A 20,960-nucleotide genomic window follows, 5' to 3' on the forward strand; every position below is an offset into this window, starting at 1 on the left:
CACGTAGCGCAAGAGAGGCAATTTACTGTGATGGGCTAATGCCCCCGTGGAGCATGCACGACAGTTGTGCGGCGGAAATCGAAAGCCAAATAGAAGAGAAGCGACACACCTCTCCTATCTCGGGTGATTGTCAGCGCCTGTTGTTCCATTTCGTGTGGAATCCCTACCCGACTGAAGCTCTCGTCGTGGCTCGACGGCAAGCTCCCGCGCTTCACGCGTACCGGCCGCCGCGCTGTACGAAGCTCAGCGCGAGCACCGCGAAAATCAGCACGCCGGTGGCGACCTGTTGCCAATAAAAATTCCATCCGATCAGCAACAAGCCGTTGGCAACGAGGCTGATCAGCAGGACTCCCAGCAGCGTGCCGGTGACACCGGGTCGCCGCGTCGGAGAAAGCGTCGTGCCGATGAACGTCGCGCCAATCGCGTTGAGCAGAAACCCGTTTCCCGCCTGAGGCACGTACGCCTTCACCGTCGACGACAACAGCACGCCGACTACCCCATAGATCAACGCACTGGCGATAAAGGTCCACGAAATGATCGCGCCCACCGGGAGTCCCGAGTAACGCGCGACGCCCGGCTGCTCGCCGAGTGCGCTCGCGTGCCGCCCGAACACCGAGCGGGCCAACACCACGTGGACCCCGACCGCGAGCAGCGCGACGACGCATAACGGCACGGGTACTCCCCAAAGTGCGCCGTGAGCCAGTTCGCTGAAATAGGGCGACAGCGGTACGTTCAACAGATAGACGGGTTGTCCGCCATCGGTGGCGAGTTGCTGGACCGTCTGTCCGATGAACAGCGTGCCGAGCGTCGCGAGGAACGGCGCAATCCCTAGGCTCGCAATCAGCACGCTGTTCAATGCGCCGACTGTGAGCGCAGCCGCGAGGCCGCCAACGAGGGCGAGGGGCAGACTCGTCTGATGTGCGCTCAGCAAGACGAACACGAGACTGGCAACGTCGATCGACGTGCCTAGTGACAGATCGATCGCACCAATCGATAAGGCCAGTGTCATCCCAAGCGAGGCAATCGCCAGTAGCGCGAAGTTGTTGAGCAGGACATCCGCGAGATTGGCGGCGCGTGCAAAACCCGGTGCGACCACCGCGAAGAAGGCGACTACGGCAAGCAACGCGATTATCAGCGCGTAGCGTTGCAGATGGGCAATCCGTTCAATCATTCGCATGGTTCCCGGTGTGGCTTCGACGGATCACAGCGGTGGTCGCGACGACGAACAGAATCAGCGCGCCCTCGACGCCGTTGACCCAATAGCTCGACACATTGTCGAGTTGAAAGCCGTTGTTGATGATGCCGATAAACAGCACGGCGAGTAGGGTGCCCGGAATAGTGGGTACGAGCCGCCGCGAGAACACGACACCCAGCAGTGCGGCGGCAACGACCGCCAGCAGGTTCTCGCCAGCGCCCGGCGAACTACCGCTCAACAACGCCGACGATGCCAGCGCCGCGAGCGCGGCCGCCACTCCGCTGAGGACGTAGCTTGCCCCGACATAGCGTCGGGTCGCGATCCCCGCCGCCCGGGCCGCGTCGCGATGCGCACCGGTAGCGCGAAGTCGCAAGCCGAACGGCGTGTAGTGAATCAGCGTGGTAAAAAGCGCGGCGACGATGACCAGGGCGTAAGCGAGATGCGGCACGTTGAACCGGTCGCTGTCCAGCAGGAACGCCATCACCGGCGACGCAACAGGAACGGAGGTGTTCTGCGTGAGGACGAGTTCGAGCCCTGCGGCGATATTCATCGTGGTCAGCGTGGCGAGTAGCGGAAAGATGCCGAGCACGATGACGGCAAAAGCGTTCAGCACGCCGAGGGCCGCACCGGCCGCGACGGTGAGCGCGAGCGCCGCGCTTTCGGGCAGACCGTGGCGCAGCGTCACCGCATAGACTGCGGCGCACCAGCCCATGTTCGCCGCGATAGACAGATCGAGCCCGCCCTTGATCGGGTCCGCACCGCCGCCAATCAGCACCGCTGTCAGCCCAAAGCCGAGAATGCCGACGACAACCGATTGCTGCATCACGTTCGCCAGATTGCTCACGCTCAGAAACAGCGGCGAACTCGCGGCGAACGAAAAGAACACCACCGCAAAGGCCAGCACGGCACCTCCGCGTAGCCAGAACTGCGCGCCGAACCATCCCGCCGGCAGTGCGAGACGGGGGCGTGGGGAGGCACTGTCGAGCGCGTTGCTCATGCTGCGGTTTCCTTGGGCAAAGGTAGTCCGGTGGTTGGCGTTATGTCGGGGGGCGTGGCACTACGTGCGCCCGTGGCCCAGGCAAGCACGTCCTGACTGTCGGCCTCTCGCGAGATCAGTTCCTTGACGATGCGTCCGCGCGTCATCACCAGAACCCGGTCGGTCACCTCGAGTAGCTCGATCAGGTCGCTCGAAAACAGCAGGACAGCCGCGCCCTCATTCGCAAGCCTGTCGAGCAGTCGATAAATCTCGGCCTTCGCACCGATGTCGACGCCCACGGTCGGCTCGTCGAGCAGATAAACCGGTGCCGCGTGACTCGATCCGCGTATCAGCCATTTCGCCAACGCCACCTTCTGCTGGTTGCCGCCTGATAGATGACGCACGGGTGCTTCCGCGCCGGGCGTGCGTATATTGAGCGCGTCGATCATCTGACGCACGGCGGCGCGCTCATTGCTTCTGCCGATCAGTCCGAAGCGGCTGAACCGCGCAAGATTCGGCAGCGTGATGTTTTCGCGCACACTCAGCGACGGAGCGACGCCATGTGCGCGACGGTCCTCGGGAACAAAGGCGATACCGGCTCGCACTGCATCGGCAGGCCGTCGCAGGCGAAGCGGTTTGCGGTCGATGGCGATCTCGCCGCGTACATTTCGCTCCAGACCGAACAGGCTGCGCACGAGTTGCTTGCCGCCAGAGCCGAGCAGGCCCGTCACGCCCACGATTTCACCGCGCCGCAACTCGAACGACACCTGTTCGAAGCGGTTGTCCGCGCTGAGCCCCTGTACCGACAGCAACGGCCTGCCGACGGTTCGTGCGGGCCGTGCGGTGCGCCTGGCCAGTTCGACGCCGATCATGGCGTTGACCAGCGTTTCGGTCGATGTCGTGCGGGCGTCGACATGGGCGACATCCTTGCCGTCGCGCAACACCGTGACGCGATCGCAGATCGCCGCGATCTCATTCAGGTGATGGGAGACGTAGAGAATCGTCAGGCCACGTTGACGCAGGTGGTCGATGGTCTGAAGTAATCGTCCGACTTCGCGATTGACGAGCGCCGCCGTGGGTTCATCGAAAACCAGAATGCGCGGTTCGCGCATCAGCGCACGGCAAATCTGCACGATCTGCTGCTCGGCGACGCTCAACTCGGCGATCAACCGGTTGGGTGCAAGATCGATGTCGAAGTGCGTGGCGATCGCGGCGCGCGCCTCACGTTGCATCCGGCGCACATCGAGGATGCCGGCAGCGGAGCGGTGCCGGCCGAAGCGGCTGCCACGCTTGCCGCCATTGCCGAGTGTCGGCTCGCTGCCGATCAGCAGCGCCTCGGCCACGGTGAACGTGGCGGGCAGCAGGCGCTCCTGATGGATGAAGCCGATCTGCGAAAGTGCGTCGCGCGACGCGCCGCCGGTCAGACTCACGTCCACGCCGTCAACCGCGATCGCGCCGCTATCGGCTGAGTGCAGCCCGGCGAGAATCTTGATCAGCGTCGATTTACCGGCACCGTTCTGCCCGATCAGACCGTGCACCGTGCCGCGTTCAACCGCCAGCGACGCGCCCCGAAGTGCGGGTACGCCGTTGAACTCCTTGACGATATCGCGCAGCGCGAGGGCAGGGGCGGCCACGTCCGCTGTCATTTCGCTGCGACAACGCCGTTCTGCGCGACTTGTCCGAGGGTCTGCTGAATGGAGCCGGCATTGTCTTTCGTGACGAGAATCGACGGCACGTACGTGTACGGCGGCAAATCTTTCTGACCCGCCAGATAACGCGCGACATTGTCGACGGCGGTCTTGCCGATCAATGCGGGCTGTTGCGCGACGACGGCCGCAGCGCTCGACTTCTGGTCCTTGACCAGGTTGACCACATCGGGACTGCCGTCCACCGCGTAGGTTTTGATTTCGGAGCGATGCGCGGCGTCTACCGCTTGCGTTGCGCCGACCTGTGGCACGTCCCAGGCCGCCCAGATCGCCGAAACCTGACCCTTCGGATACTTCGCGAGCAGCTGGCTGACCTGCGCATACGCGCTCTGCACCGTGTTTGGAATGACGTCGCGCAGTTCGGGTTCGATGATGTGAACCTTCGGGTAGTACTTCAATACCGCCTTCAGCTGGTCATAGCGGATCGCGCAAACGGGTACCCCGTAGAAGCCGTTGAAGACGAGGATGTTGCCTTCGCCGTGGATGTCGTTGACGAGCTTCAGCGCCAGCTGTTCGCCAATGAAGAAGTTGTCCGACGTGGTGTCGTTCAGGCTCGACGGCGACGCGGTATCGATCGTGAAGAGCGGTATGCCCGCCTGGCGGATTTTCTGCAACCACGGCTCCAGCACACTGGCCGTGCCGAGCTGTTCGACGATTGCGTCCGGCTTCTGCGCGATCAGCGTCTGGATCTGCGCAATCTGTCGGTTGTCGTTACGGCCGGCATCAAGCGCGATCGGCGTGCCGCCCAGGCGTTTGACTTCGTCGACCGCGCCTTGATAGGCCTTTAGGTCCCAGTAGTGATCGGTGCCCGCAGCCGTGATGCCGATCCGTTTGCCCTTGAGCGAGGGCACGTTTTTGTCCGCTGTGTCGTCCTGCGCGTGGGCAGAGACCTGGGCACCGAAGGCGGAAACAGCCAGCAGCGCGAGGAGGGTGTGTCTCAGTGTGTCGTGTAGGTTTTTCATGTCTTCATGTCGTGAATCAGGGAAGGCCGGGAGGCTTGCCCGACGACTCTAAACAACATGAGGGCGATGCTGAAACCAACTAATCCCGCTATCGATATGAACGGGTTGCTGAGGTGCTTAGCAATTTACGGAAGATAACGCGACTGGCATGCGGCGGTCCGCGTAAGCGGGCACGACCAATCCTGCGTACCGGGCAGCTGGGAGGGATGTTGGGTTGACCGATTCGATTTTCATAAAAAAAGCGCTGCAGGTTCGACACCTGCAGCGCTTTTTTTCGTGAGCCATAACGCGCAGTGCGCCATGGCTCGCCATACATTTACATGGCGACGGTATCTGCCACGTCCTTGAAGTCTTCGATCTGGTCGAAGTTCATGTATTGGTAGATTTGATCGCTACTCGCGGTCAGCACGCCCATGTCGGCCATGTATTCCTCTTTGGTCGGAATCTTGCCCAGACGCGAGCAGATGGCGGCCAGTTCGGCCGAGCCGAGATACACGTTCGTGTTCTTGCCCAGACGGTTCGGGAAGTTACGGGTCGACGTGGACATGACCGTCGCGCCTTCGCGCACCTGTGCCTGGTTGCCCATGCACAGCGAGCAGCCCGGCATTTCGGTGCGCGCACCGGCCGTGCCGAACACGCCGTAGTGGCCCTCTTCGGTCAGTTGCTTCTGATCCATCTTGGTCGGCGGCGCGACCCACAGCTTGACCGGAATGTCGCGCTTGCCTTCCAGCAGCTTCGACGCGGCGCGGAAGTGACCGATGTTGGTCATGCACGAACCGATGAACACTTCGTCGATCTTGGCACCGGCGACGTCGGACAGCGTCTTCACGTCGTCCGGGTCGTTCGGGCAGGCAACGATCGGCTCGTGGATGTCGGCGAGGTCGATCTCGATGACGGCGGCGTACTCGGCGTCCGCGTCCGGCGACAGCAGTTGCGGGTCGGCGAGCCAAGCTTCCATTGCCTTGATGCGGCGCTGGAGGCTACGCGGGTCCTGATAACCCTGCGCGATCATCCACTTGAGCAGCGTGACGTTGCTGTTCAGGTACTCGATGATCGGTTCCTTGTTCAGGTGCACCGTGCAACCCGCAGCCGAACGCTCGGCGGATGCATCGGACAGCTCGAATGCCTGCTCGACCTTCAGATCGGGCAGACCTTCGATTTCCAGAACGCGGCCCGAGAAAATGTTCTTCTTGCCCTGCTTGGCGACCGTCAGCGTGCCTTGCTTGATCGCGTAGAGCGGGATCGCGTTGACGAGGTCGCGCAGCGTGACGCCCGGCTGCATCTTGCCCTTGAAGCGAACCAGCACCGATTCCGGCATATCCAGCGGCATCGTGCCGGTGGCTGCGGCGAACGCGACCAGACCCGAACCCGCGGGGAAGCTGATGCCGATCGGGAAGCGCGTGTGCGAATCGCCGCCGGTGCCGACCGTGTCGGGCAGCAGCATGCGGTTCAGCCACGAGTGGATCACGCCGTCGCCCGGACGCAGCGCGATGCCGCCACGATTGCTGATGAAGTTCGGCAGCGTCTGGTGCGTCTTGACGTCGACCGGCTTCGGATAAGCGGCGGTGTGGCAGAACGACTGCATGACGAGGTCGGCGGAGAAGCCGAGGCACGCCAGGTCTTTCAGTTCGTCGCGGGTCATCGGGCCGGTGGTGTCCTGCGAGCCGACCGAGGTCATCTTCGGTTCGCAGTAGGTGCCCGGGCGCACGCCCTGGCCTTCCGGCAGGCCGCATGCACGGCCGACCATCTTCTGCGCGAGCGAGAAGCCCTTGGCGCTGCTTGCCGGCTGTTGCGGCAGGCGGAACAGGGTGGACGGAGCCAGGCCGAGCGCTTCACGTGCCTTGGCAGTCAGGCCACGGCCGATGATGAGGGGAATCCGGCCGCCAGCGCGCACTTCGTCGAACAGCACGTCGGACTTGACCTGGAATTCGGCGATGACCGCGCCGTTTTTCAGTGCCTTGCCTTCGTAGGGACGCAGTTCGACCACGTCGCCCATTTCCATTTGCGACACGTCGAGTTCGATGGGCAGCGCGCCCGCGTCTTCCATGGTGTTGTAGAAGATCGGCGCGATCTTGCCGCCGAGGCACACACCGCCGAAGCGCTTGTTCGGGATGAAGGGGATGTCTTCGCCCGTGAACCACAGCACCGAGTTGGTGGCCGACTTGCGCGACGAGCCCGTGCCGACCACGTCGCCGACGTAGGCGACCAGATGGCCCTTTTCTTTCAGCGATTCGATGAACTTGACCGGTCCGCGCTTGCCGTCTTCTTCGGGCGTGATGCCCGGACGCGCGTTCTTCAGCATGGCCAGCGCGTGCAACGGGATATCCGGGCGGGTGGTCGCGTCCGGTGCCGGCGAGAGGTCGTCGGTGTTGGTTTCGCCCGTCACCTTGAACACGGTGATGGTCAGGCTTTGCGGCACTTCCGGGCGGCTCGTGAACCATTCGGCGTCGGCCCAGCTTTTCAACACGGCCTGTGCGTTGGCGTTGCCCTTGTCGGCGAGTTCCTTGACGTCGTGGAACGCGTCGAACATCAGCAAGGTTTTCTTCAGCGCTTCGGCGGCAACCGTGCCCACTTCCGCGTCAGACAGCAGTTCGATCAGCGGCTGGATGTTGTAACCGCCAAGCATGGTGCCGAGCAGTTCCGTGGCGCGAGCGCGCGAGATCAGTGTGCAGGGGGATTTGCCCTGCGCGACGGCAGCGAGGAAGCCGGCCTTCACGCGGGCGGCCTCGTCGACCCCGGCGGGCACGCGGTTGGTGATCAGGTCGAGCAGGGTCTGCTCTTCGCCTGCGGGCGGGTTGTTGAGGAGTTCCACCAGGTCGGCGGTTTGCTGTGCGGTCAGCGGCAGGGAAGGAATACCGAGCGCCGCCCGTGTGGCTACGTGAGCGCGAAAGTTTTCAAGCATGAGGAACCGGCTGTGTTGGCGTTTTGGGGGAGGGCTTCCCGGCCCGCCGTGGCTGTGCCGGGGAGTGCTATCGGCTAAATTTTAATGGGGATAGGTAGTATGTGTCAAACGTCTTATATCTTATATAAGAGTTGGGTGTCACGGGATGGGTTTTGAGAGGCCGGAAGTCGGTGGCTTTACGACGTGTATGGTTTGAAAGTCGGTGAAATTCGGGCTTGGCGGGCTTGTTATTTACGCCTGCCACCGTGCCCGTGCTGTGTCTGGTCTGCCTGAATTGCATGCCCCCTTCACGCAGGAGCTCCAGAGCAGACGCTGGCTCTTGCGAACCGTCACCGCTTTCGTCACAACGATTCATCATCCAGGCTGCAATCTCGGCATCGTTCAAGCCAGGCGAGCGCCTTGCCTCAAAACTGACGTTTTCGTCGCCTACTCTCGCGAGGTTGCCCTTTATCGGGCAGCCCGCCTCGCGCGCCTTCACACGGAGAGAGACATGTCGACGAAATGCATCGCGTTTTCGAATAATGATGTGATTCTGATTGCCTGGACGTTCGCGGATAAGCTCAAGGATTGCGTGGGTTGCGACGTTCGGCGCATTCCAGCCAGTTCAGCGAACACCGCCAACGACGAAGCGCAGGGCGAGTCGTTACCCGCCATGGCGAGTTTTCCAGGAGATCCTGCCGCAGGCAAGGGCGGCCGGACCACCGCGCAGGCGCCCATCCAGAAACTCTTCTGGAAAGACCTGTATGTGACGGATCTCGCGTCGCCGGGGCCGTACATCTACCAGATCATTCCGCTGAAGGGAAGTTTCGACGCCAAGGGTGTTCCCACGCTCACTCCGTATCCGGACGTGCGGCCGCTCTTCTCAAATCCCGTGACGCTATCCGAAGACCACGGCCCCACCGGCGCGGAATCTTCATTGAAGGCTTATTTCAACCGGGGAATTCTCGCCACCCAGGCACTCACTCACGAAGTGCCCGTTAGCAAACGTACGGGAGCGCCCGATAAAGGCGCGCTGTTAAAACGGATAGCCGACCCGAAAGACGCGCTGCGCAAATCTCTCGCGAGCGATCTCTTGACTGCGTTGCCCGCACTGCTAATCGAAGCGAATAAGGAAGGCGGGAATTGTTATGCCGCTCTCTACGAGTTGAATGACGAAGAACTGGAGTCGTACCTGATCGGCAACAAGCGGCTGCACCTCATCCTGTCGAACACTTTCGATAGCGACAGCGGTGACTCCGATAAAGAAAACAAGCCGGCGAGAAAGTCTCTGCATCAATCCGGCGTCGATATCCTTGATCGAATCCTGCCTGATGGCAGCCATATCGGTCATAACAAGTTCGTCCTTTACCTTGACGGCAAGGGCAAGCCCGCCGCCGTGCTGACCGGCTCGACCAACTGGACGTCCACTGGACTTTGCGCGCAAACGAATAACAGCCTGATCATCCGTTCGCCAAGCGTCGCACAGGCCTATTCGGATTACTGGGACAGACTGAAGCAGGATACCGACGACGCCAATGGCGACGCACACGCGTTGCAGGGAAAAACCTTCCGCACCGACAATGAAACGCCGGTCAAAGTCGATGTCCCCGGAGCGGCGGAAGCGACCGTCTGGTATTCACCGAACACGTTGCAGAAAAACAAGCCCAAAAATCCCACTGCACCGGTCGATATGGCTGCCGTCGAGGAGCTGATCAAGGCGGCAAAACATGCCGTCCTGTTCCTGTGTTTTGATCCGGGTAAGCCGAGCGTTATCGAGGCGGCGGCCGAGGCTCTCGTCGCCAATCCCAATCTGTTTATACGCGGCGCGCTGACCAACGTCGAACGTGCGGGTAACTTCGTCATTGATCTGCACGACAACAACCGGAAGCCCGATGATCCTGCACAGGTCATCCCGGCCACCGCGATCGACGACACCTTTGGCATGTGGGAAAAGGAACTGCTTAATGCGGGTCACGCGGTCATTCACGACAAGATCGTGGTCATCGATCCGTTCGACCCGAAAAACTGCACGGTGGTGGTGGGCAGCCACAATCTCGGGTACAAGGCGTCGTTCACCAACGATGAGAATTTCCTTGTCATCAAGGGAAATCAGAGCCTCGCGCGCGCTTACACCGTCCATGTTCTCGATGTGTACGACCACTATCGTTGGCGATATCTGCTTGCGCAGTACGGAACCAAAGATAGCTGGCAAGGGCTTCAGCCAAACGACAATTGGCAGAACAAGTACTTCCCTGCGTCAGGAAAAAAGCCGGACGCGGAATTGACCTTCTGGCTGTCTGCCTCTGATTAAGCGCAGTCGCCGCGCCGGATCTTTAATGTTCGGCGCGGCCAGATATAACCGCATGCTTCATTAATTCGTCACAAAAGAGGCGGATGGAAAAGGGCGGTGTGATAAGGTCTGAGCGAAACATGTTCTCGTCCGACCTTGGGGTTGAAATGGATCTGGATAGTGACTGGCGCCTGCCACGACCAAACACCCGACTGAAAGTATTGCGGCGACCGGCCGCTTCGTCACTTGCCGAAACGGAATCCGTTGCCGGCACCTTCTCGTTACTGGCGACGCCGGTGATTGCCGAGGCGGTGCAAAGCGCAAGAGCGTTATCCGCGAAAAGCGATGCCGAGGGTTTTCATCAACTTCGCGTCGCTTTCAGAAAGCTGCGTGCTCTGTACTGGGCCTACTCCCCTTATCTTGGAGCAGAGGTGACTGCGGAGGCCGTCGAAGAATTCAGACGTCTCGCTGCGGTGGCAGGCGGCACGCGTGACTGGGACATCGTCGGCGATCTCCTGAGTGCCGCGCAGGAGTCGGGAGCCTCGCTCGAACCGCTCATGGATGCGGTCAGGCAGAAGCGTGCGCAGGCGGTCGCGGATAGCCAGGCCTTGATCAAAAGTGCCGATATTGAGGCGTTTCTGCACGCTGTTCTGCTTGGCGCGCAAACCACGCTGCAGTCGTGTTGCAGTGATCTGCCCATTCGGGCATTCGCTAAAAAGCGCGTCCGACTGGCGCGACGCACGCTGCAAAAGCGCAGTAAGCGTGCGGCACGTGGCGAGCCTACTCACGAGGAAGATCTGCACGACGTCCGCAAGGCTGGCAAGAAGCTCAGGTATCTGCTCGAATTCTTTCAGCCCGTTCTCAACGATAGTCGCGGACGCGACATCAAGGCATTGACGTCCGTGCAAAATAAGCTGGGCCAGTTCAATGACATTGCCGCGAGTGAATCCCTGATTCGCAGTTCGACATTCAACGAGGTTCCGGCTGGAGTTCTTCAGGAATCACTCCAATGGTTGGCGAAGCAGAAATGCCGGCGTATGCGTGCCGCGTCCCGGCGGGTTCGGGCGATGGCTCGCTGAGGCTGTCGCGAGTCGGAACGCTACAATAAAACTGCCGTAGTGCTCGACCGCGTTGCCCGCACGCAAGTCCTGCGTTATCGTCGATCCGCCTGCGCTGTCACGGGTTTGTCAAGAATCGACCTTGGACGTAATGAGGCCATTGGCGTGGTTCGGCTTCACAAATGCGCTTGATAAGCGGCGTGAGAGCACGCTACTCGCTCGGATTTGCGAGTCGATGAGTCAATCAGCTTTCACGTGTGGCGAGCTTCCACCGGCGATCAACCAGCGGATTGCGATACCGCTAAAAGCGACTGAGCCATCTAGGTCACCTAACGAATCAAACGGGTCGGGGCGCCGCCCTATACGACAGAAAGAACAGCAGGATCTCCGGAGCGCCAGACGTTGTCGACCGTATTCCGCGTGATGACCCAGATGTCTCCCTCTCTCGCCAACTCGACGTCGTAGCGATTCTTCATCAGATAATGGCGCGTGTGATCGTTCCGTGGGACGTGCTGGGCTTCCACGAGCGCGTCCAGGTGTGCTTGATCGCCGTCGATAGTGACACGCGGGTTTGTCACAGAGTGCGTCGTATCCAGTGTCGCAAGGGAGGTGGTCAAAGCCGCGACGATAACGTCTCTGCCCTCGATGACCGGATAGTCGAACCCGGCTTTAGCAGCAGCCGGACGGAAGTCCGATATCGCGTTCTCTGCGAGAGAGGACGATAAAAGGCTTTCGTCACGAAGATCGATGCCGGCGGTAAAACGATAGAGGGCATCGATGACCGCAAGCTTGTCTGCGGTCTCGCTGATTAGTGATGTCGATAGGGTCATGGGAGTTGTCCTTGCTGTTCCGGAGGCTTGCAAAGTGAAGCCGTCCCCGGCATCGGCGCGTTTGCATGCGCCAGGTGTTGCGCTGCGACGCTTAATCGAGATCGGCGTCGATGCGCTCGATGAGGCCTTTAGCGTCGGCAGTGATCTTGAGCGTCCCGATCTCGTGACCAAAGTCGCCGGTAAAATCGAGGCGAACGAGCGCGTTGGAGTTGTCCAGCCGCTCAAACGACAAAAGCTTGCTGGTGGTTTTATAACCAACGAAGAACTGTTCGAGGTAAAGGCGAATACCTTCAGTGCCGACAAAGGCATCGCCAACCGAAACATCGTCAATGACGGCGTCGGACGTGAAAAGGATCAGCGCGCTCTCGACGTCGAAAGCGTTAGCGGCCTGGATGAATGTATCGACGAGCTTCTGCATGGGCGGTTCCTTACAGGTCGGTGATGGTGGTGTCGGCGATTGACCTCGCGAAGCCGTTGCCAAACAGCAGCGCGGGGGTCTGGAAACCCGGACGGACCTCGCCGGACAGCACGCGCCGGCCTGCCTCGGCGGCAGCGGTCGCCGTGAACGTGTAGCCATTGACCGTATCGAGAACCGATCGGACGACCGTGCCGTCGGAGTCAGTGACCTCGACCACGGCCTGATACCGATTGGCCAACCGTTCCTGCTCGCTCGGTCCGTCTGGAAGCGTCGAGAGATCTCCTTGCGGAAATCCGTCGCCCGTCACGTGGACGAAGGTCTCAATGTCCGGAACCTTTGTCGACCGCCAGAGGGTGATGAGATCGGGAAGCGTCACCTGAAAGCAGTCGACGGCACCCTTGCCGAAGTCGAGTTTGCAGATGGTTCCGGCTGACCGGACAACCAGCTTTCCGTCGGCACGCGCCAGAGTTTCGGCGGTGACGCTTTCCTGGGCGCTGACGGCCGAGCCTCGGGACAGACCACCTGAGACATGCAGGGCCACCTTGATACCCGAGGGATTCTTCGTTCTCGCAACCGCGTGTCCGGCAAGGCAGCCGAGCATCGCGACGCTGCCTCCGCTGCCCGGCAGGAGCATGACGCCAGCAATTACGGCCTCGACGTCGAGCACTTCCGCCTGACGATAGCCGTCAAGTTCCGCGGCGACGTCGAGATAATGGACACCATTGCGGATACCGGCTTTCATCATCACTTCGGCGGTCCGGATGAACGGACCCGCGCAGTTGAGGAGAACGCCGACGTCGTCCAGTGACCGATCAATCACCGTGGTGTCGTCGAGTGCGAAGACCCGGTACTCGACATCGAGCGTCGCCGCGAGCGCTGCAAGCGTGGTTTCGTTGCGTCCTGCAAGGATAAGCGGGGTGCCCGCTGTCGCGGCGTGTTCGGCCGCCATACGGCCGGTGTAGCCCGTCGCGCCGTAAATCATGAGCTTCTTCATGTCAGTGCTGCCATTCCTTGTAGACGAATTCGAGGGTGTAGCCGTCGGGGTCGCGAACCTGAGCCGCGTAGTAGCGAGGGTCGTAGTGAAGCTGCGGACCGGGCGGATGGACTTCGGTGGCGCCTGCCGAGATCGCTGCCGTGAAGGCCGCATCGACCTCGCGCTGGCCATTGGCGACGAAACCGACATGGGCTGCGCGGCCTTCGACCGTACCTTCACGCAGCCAGAAGAACACGCGGCCGTTCGCGCCGAAACCCTTGAGATCGGGATGACCGGCAGGGCCTTGACTGCCGTCGTAGTCGAGCGCATGGACGATGCCGAGCGGTGCAAGCGTCTTCTCGTAGAACGCAATCGAGCGGTCGATATCGCTCACAGATAGAAAGACGTGGTCGAGCATGATTCCTTCTCCTTTATTAGATGATGTAGCCGCCGGCCACTTCGATGTTCTGGGCGTTGATCCAGCGGTTCTCTTAGGACAGCAGGCTGGCGATGACGCCGCCGACTTCGTCCGGGTTGGTGTTGTAAGTGACGACCACGCCCATCCCGCGTTTCGCGCATCCGAGTGCGGTGCTGGCCCCAATGCCGCGACTGCTTCCGGTCACGATGACGATCTTCATGCATCTCTCCTGCTATGTATGGTGTAACAGGAGACTACGGATATCGATCACCATGCACTCACCCGATCCTCCTCGAAACTTGCCTATTTCTGCTTTCTCCTTGCTTACCCAGGTGGCCCCTGTTAGGGTCGGACGATGGACAAGCAACTGCAAGAACTGAGAGCACTGGCTTCCGGGGCCGAGAACAGGCGCACGGAAACCGGCATTCCGCGTATCGCGATGGTCCAGGGTGAAATCCCCGAGCACCAGCTCGCCGCTGTCTACGATCCAATGGTCAACCTGATCCTGACGGGATCCAAAACGATGACGGTCGGCGACCGGACCTTTCGCTATGACCCGGCGACCTACTTCGTCATGTCTGTCGATCTGCCGGCCGTCGGGTCCGTCCATCCGGCCGCGACTGGCGAACCGTATCTTGCGGTCAGCCTGACTCTCGACTCCGCTATCGTCGCGGCGCTTATCCGCGATTTGCCCGCGCAGGTCTGCAGCACGCTGTTCGGTTCGGGGTTCTCGGTTGCGCCGGTTAATGGCGAGCTTCTCGACGCCTGGATTCGCATGCTCCGGCTGATGGAGCGGCCGGACGAGATCGCAGTGCTCGCACCGGCTTACGAGCGGGAGATTCTGTTCCGGGTGCTTCAGGGGCCGCTCGGCTGGATGCTGCGAGACATCGCCTCGCCGGACACGGCGCTTGCGCGGATCGGTGTCGCAATCAACTGGATACGACGCAACTTTACCGAGCCGATCAGGGTGGATGCGCTGGCCGAAATGGCGGCATTGAGCGTGTCGGCGTTTCATCGCCATTTCAAGGCAGTGACGGCGTTAAGTCCGTTGCAGTATCAGAAGCGAATCCGGTTGTTGCACGCGCGGTCGCAACTGATCTCAGGGCAGGGAAGCGCGACGTCGATCGCATTCGGGGTGGGCTACGAAAGCCCTAATCAGTTCAGCCGGGAATATGCCCGTCTGTTCGGCTTGCCGCCTTCCAGAGACCTTGCGAGAGCGACGCAAGAACTTCGGAACGTATGAGAACCCTGCGAAAGATCTGGCTCGGGCGGTTTTGGCCCCGCGAATCGGACATCCCACGCGAACCTTCGTTGAAAGGTATGACGCGGTCATCCGTATTCGGCCGCTCGATCATCAGGTATCTGAATGGTTTGGTCGATAGAACCCGTTAGTTGGCGGAGTAGGGACATGACGAAAAGGCTTGCCAGAAAAGGGTTTCAGGCGTTCGAGCAATGTCCGTGGAATAGGTCGATGATTCTGAGGTTGGCGGCGCCGGAACCTCGGCGAACTTTTCAGGGGACGATTCCCTATTCGGCCATTGCGGTCACTGGGGCGTGCCGCTTGTGCGTCAGCAATGTGGCGGAATGCTGACGCTGGCCACAGCGACCAATTCAACGGCAGCATCCTGCATTTGCGAACTCACCCTCCCGATCCACTTCGGTCAGATAGGTTTCTCCAAACCGGTCACCCAGCCAGATTCAGATTTTCGATCTGGAGCATCGATAAGCAGGCGCTGGGAACCTCATCCTATCGGCCAGTTTGAGACGTTCGTCACTGCGGCTTCAATGTTGACAATGACGGCCTGATTGCCTCTATCATCTCGATATCCTAGGGCCATCGCGGCTCAACAATCACGACTACACCTCGGTCGGGCCACCGCTATGCGGTTTTGATCCTTAACCGCGGCCTTAGTCCCGTCGACGATATTTAGAGATCACATGGCCGCCCCAACCGATAAGACCATAAATGAGCGTGGATGTCGTGATGAAAATCACGAACAATTTCTCTGATGTATTAACAAAGAAGTGGATAGCCACTGCAGTGGCAACGAATACATAAAACCCCAGAAAAATGTTGCTTCGCGGGTGTCGCGTCGGGCAAGTCTTTGAGGATTTCATCGGCCGTTTCATGTTGATGTTGTCTGTCAAACCGTGTTGGTGTGTACGTTCCTTCGAGTCCTATTCTCGCCGCAGCACCTTGGAATTTTTTTTCAAAGATAAATGCATTATTGCAATGGCTTACCAGACCGGGCGAGCGTTGCGGAAGCGCTCATTGCCGCCGGTCATGCCGCCCGGCAATCGCTCGGCATGTTCGGATATCCGCTGTAGTCTGTGAGCGCAATACCAACTATCGGGGAGTGCCAAGAACGACAGGTAGGCGCTTGTCTGGCTCCTATGATCTGATGACCGTTGTTGAGTAGCGTCAGCGTCCCTAAAGGGCCGTCAACACTCATTCACCTCCTTCCGAAACCCGACACTCGCCCGCATCGCATTCCGAACGACTGGAAAGCGGTGCGTCGCTGTCGCGCGGCAGCTGAACTACGAACATCGGCAGTCGCGCGAACTCTGCTCATGGTGAGTCCGTCAAGTTGCAGCGACGATGCGTCATTCCTGAGCCTTCCCGTTGGGACGGTCAAACTTCGGTTGTGCCGGGTAATCGGCCATTCGACCTGGCGGATATTCCCGGCAGCTGTTATTCATCGGTCGAACTTGATCAAGTCCTTGAAGATCAGTTGCCCCCAGCTAGTTCCGCGAGCATGAACGAGCAGCCCGCCTTCAGAAATCCCGCCAAGTTCGACTGGCGCGAAACCGAGTCTTGCCGCAAGCGCACCAACTTCCGTTGCGGCGCGGTTGTCGTCGCTCGAGAGAAACACGACTCTCCGGCCACCGTGTACGGCCGGGTCCTGGCCAAGGACGGCCGCGACCAGATGGTTGAACCCTTTGACCAGATCGGCACCGGTGAACGCCTTCGCGACGACCGCCGAGGATGGATGCCCGTCCAGCTCCTCAAGCGGGGCTTGCGTGTTCATTGCGTCGATGATGATCTTCCCTTTCCAGTCGGTCAGCGTCTTTGCGACCTCCGGGTGCGACTCGAAACGGACAGCCAGAAAGACGACTTCCGCTTTGACGGCTTCCGTCAGAGTTGTGGGAATGATCGTGGGCCCGATCGCGGCCGCATCGGATGCAAAGCTCGCCGGGTCACGCGTGGTTGCAACGGATACTTCGATGCCGCTGCGGGCAAACGCCTTGGCCAGAGCCTGGCCGATCTTGCCGAAACCGATGATTGCGTAGCTCATGAGATTCTCCTTTGGTTTTCCTGCGCGGTCAGAGCTTGTAGCCGCCGCTCGCTTCAATCGTCTGGCCGGTCACCCAGTGACCATCGTCGGAAGCCAGGAACGCCACGACGGCGGCGATTTCTGAAGGTTCGCCGAAGCGTCCCAGCGCGATTTCGGCCTCGACTGCCTTCACGAGCTCGGGATTCTCCCGGAAGGCGGCGTTCGCGTCCGTCCGCGTGTAGCCCGGCGCGACAGCGTTCGCAGTAATTCCGCGCGGCCCCAGCTCGGCCGCGAGCGTGTGGGTCAGGTTGTTGATGGCCGCTTTGGCCATCGAGTAGACGGGTGCTGCCGTGACGGGCTTCGTGGCGGCAGCAGAAGAGATGTTGATGATGCGTCCACCATCGGCGAGACGATCCAGAGCGGCCTGAACGATGAAGAAAGGTGCGCGGGCGTACACCGCCATCAGGGTGTCCCAACTGTCCGGTGTCGCGTCCCTGAAGCCGACCCAGCCAGAATTGCCGGCGTTGTTGACCAGAATGTCGAGGGCTTTGCTTCCGTTGCGCCGGGTAAATTCGTCGTCGAGTTTCTCGAACAGGGCCGGGACGCTCGCCGGATCAACGAGATCTGCATGGATCGCGAACGCAGCGCCTCCGGCTTTCTCGATTGCCGCGACTGCCTCGTCTGCTGCCGATTGACTGGCGTTGTAGCTCAGTGCGACCGTCGCACCGTCCTTTGCAAGACGTTCGGCGATGGCGCGGCCGATGCCACGCGATGCTCCGGTAACGAGAGCGGTTTTGCCCTTTAGTGAGTGTGCCATTTGATTGCTCTCCTCAAAGTTGCGCCAGACCGCCGTCAACGGCAACCTCGCTGGCTGTCATGAAGCTGCTGTCCGACGATGCGAGAAAGGCCGCCACCGCCCCGATCTCCGCCGGGTCAGCCATGCGCAGGAGCGGAGTCATCGAGGCGAAGACCTTCTGGCCTTCCTCGCCTAGCGCCTCCTTCGCGAGTTCGGTCGCGGTCGCCCCGGGTGACAGCACGTTGACCCGGATGCCGCTGCCCTTCAGGTCTTCCGCCCAGCTCCGGGCGAGGTTGCGCACCGCCGCCTTGCTCGCGCTGTAGGCGCTCATTGCCGGGGCGCCGGTCGTGCCGGCGCTCGATCCGGTCAGGATGATCGAACCGCCCTGGCTCATCAGCGGCAGCGCTTTCTGGACCGTGAAAATGGTGCCCTTCACGTTGGTGTCGAAGGTTTCGTCGATGTGTTCAGCGGTAATCTTCCCGAGCGGAAGCATGCTTCCCGCCCCGGCATTGGCGAAGACGATGTCGAGGGTCCCACGTTCGGCCTTTACCGCCGCGTACAGTCGATCGAGATCCGCCAGATCGGAGACCGAGCCCTTCACCGCGCGGGCTTTCGGCCCGAGGTCGGCCACGGCCGCATCGAGCGCTGCTTGCCGGCGGCCGAAGATAAATACGAACGCGCCCTCGTCGATGAAGCGCTTTGCCGCCGCGCGGCCGATGCCGGTCGCGCCGCCGGTGATTACGGCAGTCTTTCCATTTAACCTGTTCATGTGATGCGTCCTTCAAAACAAAGTGAGAACCTCGATTCTGGAACGCTTGATTGATGAAGACAATTGACTGAATATCTATCAATCCCATCTACTTTTTAGATAGCCATGCTCGACAACGTTACGATCAATCAACTTCGGGCTTTTGTTGCCGTGTGCGACCAAGGCAGCTTTTCCGGGGCTGCGCGCGAATTGATGCGTGCGCAGTCGGCCATCAGTCACGCAGTCAACGCGCTCGAAACTGCCTTTGACGTCTTGCTGTTCGAGCGCAACACGCGCAAAGCGACGCTGACTCCTGCGGGCCGCAGCCTCCTGCCCGATGCGCGCGGCGTGATCTCCCGCACCGAGGAAATGAAGATGCGCGCGGTGTCGATTGCCGAAGCCGGTGTGCCGCAGGTCTCGATTGCCGTCGATACCTATTTCCCGCGTGCGCTTCTGATCGAATCTCTGCTTACGCTTCAGGCGGACTTTCCGACGATCGCCATCAATCTGCGCATGACAACGATGCAGGGAGGCGAGCGTCTGCTTCTCGACGGCGCGTGCGCGTTGGCGGTGACGATCGCGGATGTGCCGGAACTGGGCTCAGGTGCGATAGAAAGGCTGCATCTATGTGACGCGCAAATGGTGACGGTCTGTGCGCCATCGCATCCGCTAGCCGCCATTGCAGGGCCGGTCCCTCGCGAGGAATTCGGCCGGCACATTCAGCTTGTCGTCACCGACAATCAACCCGATGCGGAAAAGACACAACAGGGGGTCGCCAGTGAGCGCCAGTGGCTCGTGAACGACCTCGGCGCGAAGCACGATTTGCTGAAGGCAGGCCTGTGCTGGGGGCACATGCCGCATCATCTGGTCGCGGAAGACCTGGCGACGGGAACGCTGGTCGAACTCCGACGGCGCGCATGGCACATGCGCCCCCTCACGTTCATGATCTCGCAGCGACGCGGGTACTCGTTTTCCGAATGCGAGACACGGCTGGTCGAGCTCTTTGGCAAGCGTCGTCCCTCCACGAAGGGTGGGAAGACCATGGCCCGCGTCAAGCGTGGTCGATGATGGGTTGTTCCGCGAAGTGGCGGTTCAGGACGTGGTGTGGGTACTGGTCAGGTTCCGCCAACACCGGCCATTCCCTTTGTTCGCCCAAATCGGTGACAATCCCGCAAGTGCAAAATCACCAAGGAATTGGGATGACAGCAATTGTTCCTTTGACGGTCTCTGATTTCGAACGTCGGGCGGAGCATATGAACCGGCAGATCGCTGAATCAGGACGCGATGGTCGTCCGTTTTTCTCTGCAATCGAATCCGTTGACTTCAAATCACCCGAGCGACGCGCACGTTTTGAAAAGGGCTTGGCAAACCCTTTGGCTCAGCCGACATGGTTGCGAGCGTGGGCAGTGGAATGTCCCGACTCGCGCTTCATAGCACATCTCGATTTATCCGGATCGGGCATATCGACGGAGTTACATCGTGCAAGCCTTGGCATTGGAGTCGAGGAGAGTTTTTACCGCAAGGGCTTAGGGCGGCGGTTGATGAAAGAGGCTATAGATTTCGCTATGCGCAATGGCATCGAATGGATAGACCTTTCCGTGTTCAGCGACAACTATGCCGCGATTGAACTTTACCGCTCTTTGAGTTTCGTCGAAGTCGGACGACGGATGGACAGGTTTCGGATATTCGGGCGCTCTGTTGACGACGTCACGATGACCCTGCGGATCGGAAGGTTAGTAACGGTCTAGCACCGGCCACATGCGGTCATCGGGTTGCGAACTCGAAAGCCGACGTTCGAGGCTTTGAGCACTGCACAGAATGCTTCTTTCTCACTTGGATACGGCAAAAAGCTGAGCATTAGGACGAAGCTCGTTGAGTCGGATATTTCTCCCATCCTGCATCTTTGATATTGAGCAACTGCGCAATAGAAGCGCGAAGTTCATTAACTCTCGACTCTTGTTCGCCACGCGCGAGTGCAAATTCCTGTGTCGACATGTAAGTCGTCTGAACCTCGATTGTGTCCCAGGAGTTTTCAACTCCGAGTTCCAGCGTTAGACCCTGTATGGTCCAACGTGATCGAATCCAGCGTACCGCATCGATATCGATCAGTTTTGCGTGTACCCGGGCATCTACGATCCATCGCTCGATGCGCATTGACCGTGGATGACTTGTGAACACACATACTTCACTTGAAAGCAGTCCCAGCAGCCAAACCACGCTACATACTGCGGCAGCAACAGTGGTCGCCGTGACGGAAAGAAAATGGCCTGCTCGGAGCGCGAAAATCACCAAAAAACAAACCATTAACACGACAAGCACAGACAACGCTTTTCCCGATGTGCGCGGGATCGTTAGCGTCTTGTTTTTAGTATCGGCATCGTCCATGGTCGTCGCCCCCGTTGGTAATATTCACTGCTCTTTCGGCTTGATATCG

The 20,960-nt window shown here is 60.2% G+C and carries 19 protein-coding genes; 5 read left to right on the forward strand and 14 right to left on the reverse strand.

Annotated elements, in window-relative coordinates; all coding sequences use genetic code 11:
- Positions 1 to 211: 211 nt before the first annotated feature.
- The 5 genes from BLS41_RS35120 to acnB all read right to left on the reverse strand — a co-directional run bounded on the left by BLS41_RS35120 (position 212) and on the right by acnB (position 7,741).
- Entirely contained in the window at positions 212 to 1,171 is a 960-nt protein-coding gene (locus tag BLS41_RS35120; protein ID WP_074772815.1) for an ABC transporter permease, read from the reverse strand.
- Complete coding sequence (locus BLS41_RS35125; RefSeq protein ID WP_074772819.1) at positions 1,164 to 2,192, reverse strand: ABC transporter permease; 1,029 nt, start codon at positions 2,190 to 2,192, stop codon at positions 1,164 to 1,166. The genes BLS41_RS35120 and BLS41_RS35125 overlap by 8 nt, the downstream gene beginning before the upstream one ends.
- Entirely contained in the window at positions 2,189 to 3,817 is a 1,629-nt protein-coding gene (locus tag BLS41_RS35130; RefSeq protein WP_074772824.1) for a sugar ABC transporter ATP-binding protein, read from the reverse strand. Before BLS41_RS35130 ends, BLS41_RS35125 begins: the two co-directional genes overlap by 4 nt.
- The gene (locus tag BLS41_RS35135) at positions 3,814 to 4,839 is read right to left on the reverse strand and encodes a sugar ABC transporter substrate-binding protein (RefSeq protein ID WP_074772827.1); all 1,026 of its coding nucleotides are present in this window, start codon (positions 4,837 to 4,839) and stop codon (positions 3,814 to 3,816) included. Before BLS41_RS35135 ends, BLS41_RS35130 begins: the two co-directional genes overlap by 4 nt.
- A gap of 316 nt (positions 4,840 to 5,155) precedes the next feature.
- The gene (acnB, locus tag BLS41_RS35140; protein WP_074772830.1) at positions 5,156 to 7,741 is read right to left on the reverse strand and encodes a bifunctional aconitate hydratase 2/2-methylisocitrate dehydratase; all 2,586 of its coding nucleotides are present in this window, start codon (positions 7,739 to 7,741) and stop codon (positions 5,156 to 5,158) included.
- Positions 7,742 to 8,231: 490 nt separating this feature from the next.
- Here acnB and BLS41_RS35145 point away from each other — a divergent pair, with 490 nt between their 5' ends.
- Entirely contained in the window at positions 8,232 to 10,031 is a 1,800-nt protein-coding gene (locus BLS41_RS35145; protein WP_074772833.1) for a phospholipase D-like domain-containing protein, read from the forward strand.
- 146 nt (positions 10,032 to 10,177) lie between these two features.
- Positions 10,178 to 11,089: a CHAD domain-containing protein gene (locus tag BLS41_RS35150; RefSeq protein ID WP_074772836.1), complete on the forward strand. Its 912-nt coding sequence runs from the start codon at positions 10,178 to 10,180 to the stop codon at positions 11,087 to 11,089.
- A 338-nt stretch (positions 11,090 to 11,427) separates the two neighbouring features.
- Here the strand turns inward: BLS41_RS35150 and BLS41_RS35155 are convergent, their stop codons facing one another.
- The 5 genes from BLS41_RS35155 to BLS41_RS39290 form a co-directional block, all read right to left on the reverse strand.
- Positions 11,428 to 11,898, reverse strand: coding sequence for a nuclear transport factor 2 family protein (locus BLS41_RS35155; protein WP_074772839.1), 471 nt, complete (start codon positions 11,896 to 11,898; stop codon positions 11,428 to 11,430).
- A 91-nt stretch (positions 11,899 to 11,989) separates the two neighbouring features.
- Positions 11,990 to 12,316 (reverse strand): Cif family virulence factor, encoded by a 327-nt coding sequence (locus tag BLS41_RS35160; protein WP_074772843.1) that lies wholly within the window; start codon positions 12,314 to 12,316, stop codon positions 11,990 to 11,992.
- Positions 12,317 to 12,326: 10 nt separating this feature from the next.
- On the reverse strand, positions 12,327 to 13,310 hold the full coding sequence (locus BLS41_RS35165; protein ID WP_074772846.1) for a saccharopine dehydrogenase NADP-binding domain-containing protein: 984 nt from the start codon (positions 13,308 to 13,310) through the stop codon (positions 12,327 to 12,329).
- Between the two features lies 1 nt (position 13,311).
- Complete coding sequence (locus tag BLS41_RS35170; protein WP_074772850.1) at positions 13,312 to 13,707, reverse strand: VOC family protein; 396 nt, start codon at positions 13,705 to 13,707, stop codon at positions 13,312 to 13,314.
- Between the two features lie 73 nt (positions 13,708 to 13,780).
- Positions 13,781 to 13,927: an SDR family NAD(P)-dependent oxidoreductase gene (locus BLS41_RS39290; RefSeq protein WP_216350640.1), complete on the reverse strand. Its 147-nt coding sequence runs from the start codon at positions 13,925 to 13,927 to the stop codon at positions 13,781 to 13,783.
- A 135-nt stretch (positions 13,928 to 14,062) separates the two neighbouring features.
- On the opposite strand from BLS41_RS39290, the gene BLS41_RS35180 reads away from it, so the two are divergent.
- A complete protein-coding gene (locus BLS41_RS35180; protein ID WP_074772852.1) occupies positions 14,063 to 14,950 on the forward strand; it encodes an AraC family transcriptional regulator in 888 nt (295 codons plus the stop codon).
- A 1,453-nt stretch (positions 14,951 to 16,403) separates the two neighbouring features.
- Here BLS41_RS35180 and BLS41_RS35185 read toward each other — a convergent pair.
- From BLS41_RS35185 to BLS41_RS35195, 3 genes are read right to left on the reverse strand one after another with little or no spacing between them, the layout of a single operon-like run.
- Complete coding sequence (locus BLS41_RS35185) at positions 16,404 to 17,060, reverse strand: NADPH-dependent F420 reductase (RefSeq protein WP_436972072.1); 657 nt, start codon at positions 17,058 to 17,060, stop codon at positions 16,404 to 16,406.
- Positions 17,032 to 17,799, reverse strand: a complete 768-nt coding sequence (locus BLS41_RS35190; protein WP_074772859.1) for an SDR family NAD(P)-dependent oxidoreductase — start codon at positions 17,797 to 17,799, stop codon at positions 17,032 to 17,034. Before BLS41_RS35190 ends, BLS41_RS35185 begins: the two co-directional genes overlap by 29 nt.
- A 13-nt stretch (positions 17,800 to 17,812) precedes the next feature.
- The gene (locus BLS41_RS35195; protein ID WP_074772863.1) at positions 17,813 to 18,547 is read right to left on the reverse strand and encodes an SDR family NAD(P)-dependent oxidoreductase; all 735 of its coding nucleotides are present in this window, start codon (positions 18,545 to 18,547) and stop codon (positions 17,813 to 17,815) included.
- A gap of 105 nt (positions 18,548 to 18,652) precedes the next feature.
- On the opposite strand from BLS41_RS35195, the gene BLS41_RS35200 reads away from it, so the two are divergent.
- Both BLS41_RS35200 and BLS41_RS35205 read left to right on the forward strand, forming a co-directional pair.
- The gene (locus BLS41_RS35200) at positions 18,653 to 19,594 is read left to right on the forward strand and encodes a LysR family transcriptional regulator (RefSeq protein WP_074772866.1); all 942 of its coding nucleotides are present in this window, start codon (positions 18,653 to 18,655) and stop codon (positions 19,592 to 19,594) included.
- Between the two features lie 131 nt (positions 19,595 to 19,725).
- Positions 19,726 to 20,274, forward strand: coding sequence for a GNAT family N-acetyltransferase (locus tag BLS41_RS35205; RefSeq protein ID WP_074772869.1), 549 nt, complete (start codon positions 19,726 to 19,728; stop codon positions 20,272 to 20,274).
- Positions 20,275 to 20,383: 109 nt separating this feature from the next.
- Here the strand turns inward: BLS41_RS35205 and BLS41_RS35210 are convergent, their stop codons facing one another.
- Positions 20,384 to 20,911 carry a hypothetical protein gene (locus BLS41_RS35210; RefSeq protein ID WP_074772873.1) on the reverse strand — a complete coding sequence of 176 codons (528 nt, stop codon included), beginning with the start codon at positions 20,909 to 20,911 and terminating at the stop codon, positions 20,384 to 20,386.
- Positions 20,912 to 20,960 lie beyond the last annotated feature (49 nt).

The sequence above is a fragment of the Paraburkholderia fungorum genome, assembly GCF_900099835.1.
GTDB classification, from domain to species: domain Bacteria; phylum Pseudomonadota; class Gammaproteobacteria; order Burkholderiales; family Burkholderiaceae; genus Paraburkholderia; species Paraburkholderia fungorum_A.

Coding starts and splice junctions, on each gene's coding strand:
- BLS41_RS35120 (WP_074772815.1), bottom strand. CDS start 1,171: ATGATTGAACGGATTGCCCATCTGCAACGCTACGCGCTGATAATCGCG.
- BLS41_RS35125 (WP_074772819.1), bottom strand. CDS start 2,192: ATGAGCAACGCGCTCGACAGTGCCTCCCCACGCCCCCGTCTCGCACTG.
- BLS41_RS35130 (WP_074772824.1), bottom strand. CDS start 3,817: ATGACAGCGGACGTGGCCGCCCCTGCCCTCGCGCTGCGCGATATCGTC.
- BLS41_RS35135 (WP_074772827.1), bottom strand. CDS start 4,839: ATGAAAAACCTACACGACACACTGAGACACACCCTCCTCGCGCTGCTG.
- acnB (WP_074772830.1), bottom strand. CDS start 7,741: ATGCTTGAAAACTTTCGCGCTCACGTAGCCACACGGGCGGCGCTCGGT.
- BLS41_RS35145 (WP_074772833.1), top strand. CDS start 8,232: ATGTCGACGAAATGCATCGCGTTTTCGAATAATGATGTGATTCTGATT.
- BLS41_RS35150 (WP_074772836.1), top strand. CDS start 10,178: ATGGATCTGGATAGTGACTGGCGCCTGCCACGACCAAACACCCGACTG.
- BLS41_RS35155 (WP_074772839.1), bottom strand. CDS start 11,898: ATGACCCTATCGACATCACTAATCAGCGAGACCGCAGACAAGCTTGCG.
- BLS41_RS35160 (WP_074772843.1), bottom strand. CDS start 12,316: ATGCAGAAGCTCGTCGATACATTCATCCAGGCCGCTAACGCTTTCGAC.
- BLS41_RS35165 (WP_074772846.1), bottom strand. CDS start 13,310: ATGAAGAAGCTCATGATTTACGGCGCGACGGGCTACACCGGCCGTATG.
- BLS41_RS35170 (WP_074772850.1), bottom strand. CDS start 13,707: ATGCTCGACCACGTCTTTCTATCTGTGAGCGATATCGACCGCTCGATT.
- BLS41_RS39290 (WP_216350640.1), bottom strand. CDS start 13,927: ATGAAGATCGTCATCGTGACCGGAAGCAGTCGCGGCATTGGGGCCAGC.
- BLS41_RS35180 (WP_074772852.1), top strand. CDS start 14,063: ATGGACAAGCAACTGCAAGAACTGAGAGCACTGGCTTCCGGGGCCGAG.
- BLS41_RS35190 (WP_074772859.1), bottom strand. CDS start 17,799: ATGGCACACTCACTAAAGGGCAAAACCGCTCTCGTTACCGGAGCATCG.
- BLS41_RS35195 (WP_074772863.1), bottom strand. CDS start 18,547: ATGAACAGGTTAAATGGAAAGACTGCCGTAATCACCGGCGGCGCGACC.
- BLS41_RS35200 (WP_074772866.1), top strand. CDS start 18,653: ATGCTCGACAACGTTACGATCAATCAACTTCGGGCTTTTGTTGCCGTG.
- BLS41_RS35205 (WP_074772869.1), top strand. CDS start 19,726: ATGACAGCAATTGTTCCTTTGACGGTCTCTGATTTCGAACGTCGGGCG.
- BLS41_RS35210 (WP_074772873.1), bottom strand. CDS start 20,911: ATGGACGATGCCGATACTAAAAACAAGACGCTAACGATCCCGCGCACA.